Source organism: Acidocella sp. (assembly GCF_013044125.1).
Taxonomy (GTDB): Bacteria; Pseudomonadota; Alphaproteobacteria; order Acetobacterales; family Acetobacteraceae; genus Acidocella.
Genome location: NZ_JABEVC010000213.1, coordinates 1 through 2,604 on the forward strand (window position 1 = coordinate 1; position 2,604 = coordinate 2,604).

Genomic DNA, 2,604 nt, shown 5'->3' on the forward strand with positions numbered 1-2,604 from the left:
CATCCGGCGCCACGCACCCGGCCATTGCCAGCAGCAGCGCCAGGGATTTACGCAAGATCCCTGAACATTTCGCGAAGCGCGAACTCATTGGCCTCGCACAGCCCGCGTTCGGTGATCAGCCCCGAGACCAGCCGCGCCGGCGTCACATCAAACGCCGGGTTCGCCGCCGGGCTGTCCTTGGGCACCACGCGGATCGTCGCGATCGAACCATCGAGCGCGCGCCCGGTCATCGTCGTCACTTCCGAAGCGGCGCGTTCCTCGATGGGAATATCGGCGAGACCATCGCTGATCGTCCAATCGATGGTGGAGGAGGGCAGCGCGACCCAGAACGGCACGCCATTGTCGCGCGCCGCCAGCGCCTTGAGATAGGTGCCGATCTTGTTGGCGACATCGCCCGCGCGCGTCACGCGGTCGGTGCCGACGATCACCAGGTCCACATCCCCGCGCTGCATCATGTGCCCGCCCGCGTTGTCGGCGATCACGGTGTGATTGACGCCATGTTTACCAAGCTCCCAGGCGGTGAGCGAGGCGCCCTGGTTGCGCGGGCGCGTCTCCTCCACCCACACATGCACATCAATGCCCGCATCATGCGCCATATAGATCGGCGCCAGCGCCGTGCCCCAGTCCACCGTGGCGATCCACCCGGCGTTGCAATGGGTGAGCACATTCACCCGCCGCCCGCTGGCCGCGCGGGCTGCGATCAACGGCAGGCCATGCCTGCCGATGGCCTGGTTGGTCGCCGCATCCTCATCGCAAATCGCCGCCGCCTCGCCGTAGGCCGCCGCCGTGCGCGCGGCGGGGCTGAGCGGCTGCAACGCCTGCTGCATGCGCGCCAGCGCCCAGCGCAGGTTAATCGCGGTTGGCCGCGTGGCGCCCAATACCGCGATGGCATTGGCAAGGCTTGCATCCGATGCATCAGCGCGCATCGCCAGCGCCACGCCATAAGCCGCGGAGGCGCCGATCAGCGGCGCGCCGCGCACCAGCATGGCCTTTATCGCATGCGCGACACCTTCCATCGTGGTCAGCCGCGCAAGGTCGATCGACCAGGGCAGCTTGGTCTGGTCGATAATGCGGACCGACCAGCGATCCGTGTCATCCACCCAGATCGAACGAAAGGGCGTGCCGTCAATTTTCATCGTATCGTGTCCTAAAGTTTTTGGTGCAGTGCGCAGACCAAGGTGAATAACCGCCGGGCGGTTGGAAAATCAATCACCACCTTGCCGGCGAGCCGTTCAATCATCAGCTCCGCGCCTTCATTATGCAGGCCGCGCCGGCCCATATCGATCGCCTGAATGCGCGCCTCGCGGCCTTCGGCGATGGCGCTGGCGTAGCTGTCGAGCAGCATCTGGTAATCCTTGATCAACATTTTGAACGGCCCCATCGCCAGCATCACGGCGACCACGGGGGCATCCTGGGCATCGCGGATATCAAAAACGAGCCTGCCCTCCTGGATGGAAAGATGCAGGATGCTTTGCAGCCCGGGGTGCGCGGCGGGGTGAAACTCGTTCTCCGCCTGCAAGTCAGCGACAGCCTGCTCCCGGTCGGCTTCCTGCAAGGCCGAGATCCGGTGCAGCGGTCCGCCCTCCAGGATCACGCGCGTCAACTGTCCCGTTGTTTCAGCCATTGGGAACCTCTCGCTTCATGCCAAGTTTCAGCATAATCCCGATCACGGCGCCCTTCGCCATGCGCAGGGCAACCATGCACACCAGCGCCAGCATGGCCAGCAGCACGCCTGCCATTAAAATGCCCGGATGATAGTCGCCTCTATAAAAAAACACGAGAAACAAGGCGAGCACATGCAGCACGATCAGCATGGCGATGTAGGGCGGCGCGTCATCGGAGGGCATGTCGCCCAAAGGTGCGGCGCAGTGCAGGCAGCGTTTATGCACCTTGAGGTAACCATCGAAGATAGGCGCCGTGCCGCAATTCGGGCAACGGCCCATGATGCCGCGGCCGATGGTGGCGGGCCAGCTATCCGCCGCCCATCCAGTTTTGGCGTGCGTCCCGGCGGGTGGCCAGCTTTCAAAATCCGGTTGGTAGTCTTGCGGTTTGTTCATGGGCTGCATTAGTCACCGCATTGCGCCCAAGTTCAAGCGCCGGACGAACATGGCGGCGGTATCGCGCCCCGGGCGTGGTTTTCAGGCAACGGTTGCTGCGTTGCGCGCGGGAAATGCCGGGCGTGAATTTCCCGGATGCGCGCCCCGCAGCATCTCCGTCAGGCGGTTGTGCATGTGCCTGCGGCGCGGGGTTTTGTTTTTCTTAAGCAATGTGTTTTGTCTTGCCAAACGCACGAAGCATGCGGCCGGATTGATTCCGGAGCGATTTTTTTGCACGGACCACAAAAAAGTGATCGAATCAGAGCATTTTATGACGCTTTTTATTGACAGCGCGGTGCGACGGGCGGAATAGCGATTCTTGCGTGCGTCGCGCGATTCGCGCCGCAACCGAGTCAACATCGTATCGGTCGAGAGGCCCCGCACGCGAACAGGAAAAAGGGTCACAGACCGTGACAAGAGACGATCCAGTGCCGGACGCCAAAGAACCGAACTTCATTCACCCTGATCAAGGAGCAAATCCCGTGACCATCGAAGACACCACCGAAAC

4 protein-coding genes are annotated in these 2,604 nt (G+C 62.7%); 1 reads left to right on the plus strand and 3 read right to left on the minus strand.

Features of this window, described 5'->3' with window-relative positions; all coding sequences use genetic code 11:
* Window positions 1-47: 47 nt before the first annotated feature.
* Genes mtnA through HKL97_RS12965 form a run of 3 tightly spaced genes read right to left on the minus strand, consistent with a single transcriptional unit; the run spans window position 48 to window position 2,057 of the window.
* Window positions 48-1,136, minus strand: coding sequence for an S-methyl-5-thioribose-1-phosphate isomerase (gene mtnA, locus HKL97_RS12955; protein WP_291426028.1), 1,089 nt, complete (start codon window positions 1,134-1,136; stop codon window positions 48-50).
* An 11-nt stretch (window positions 1,137-1,147) separates the two neighbouring features.
* Complete coding sequence (locus HKL97_RS12960) at window positions 1,148-1,624, minus strand: UPF0262 family protein (RefSeq protein ID WP_291426030.1); 477 nt, start codon at window positions 1,622-1,624, stop codon at window positions 1,148-1,150.
* The gene (locus HKL97_RS12965) at window positions 1,617-2,057 is read right to left on the minus strand and encodes a DUF983 domain-containing protein (RefSeq protein ID WP_291426032.1); all 441 of its coding nucleotides are present in this window, start codon (window positions 2,055-2,057) and stop codon (window positions 1,617-1,619) included. The genes HKL97_RS12960 and HKL97_RS12965 overlap by 8 nt, the downstream gene beginning before the upstream one ends.
* Before the next feature lie 49 nt (window positions 2,058-2,106).
* On the opposite strand from HKL97_RS12965, the gene HKL97_RS12970 reads away from it, so the two are divergent.
* Window positions 2,107-2,409 carry a hypothetical protein gene (locus HKL97_RS12970; protein ID WP_291426033.1) on the plus strand — a complete coding sequence of 101 codons (303 nt, stop codon included), beginning with the start codon at window positions 2,107-2,109 and terminating at the stop codon, window positions 2,407-2,409.
* Window positions 2,410-2,604 lie beyond the last annotated feature (195 nt).

Excerpts from the sequence above, each read along its gene's own strand:
- HKL97_RS12965 (WP_291426032.1), bottom strand. The coding sequence starts at position 2,057 with ATGAACAAACCGCAAGACTACCAACCGGATTTTGAAAGCTGGCCACCC.
- mtnA (WP_291426028.1), bottom strand. The coding sequence starts at position 1,136 with ATGAAAATTGACGGCACGCCCTTTCGTTCGATCTGGGTGGATGACACG.
- HKL97_RS12970 (WP_291426033.1), top strand. The coding sequence starts at position 2,107 with ATGGCGGCGGTATCGCGCCCCGGGCGTGGTTTTCAGGCAACGGTTGCT.
- HKL97_RS12960 (WP_291426030.1), bottom strand. The coding sequence starts at position 1,624 with ATGGCTGAAACAACGGGACAGTTGACGCGCGTGATCCTGGAGGGCGGA.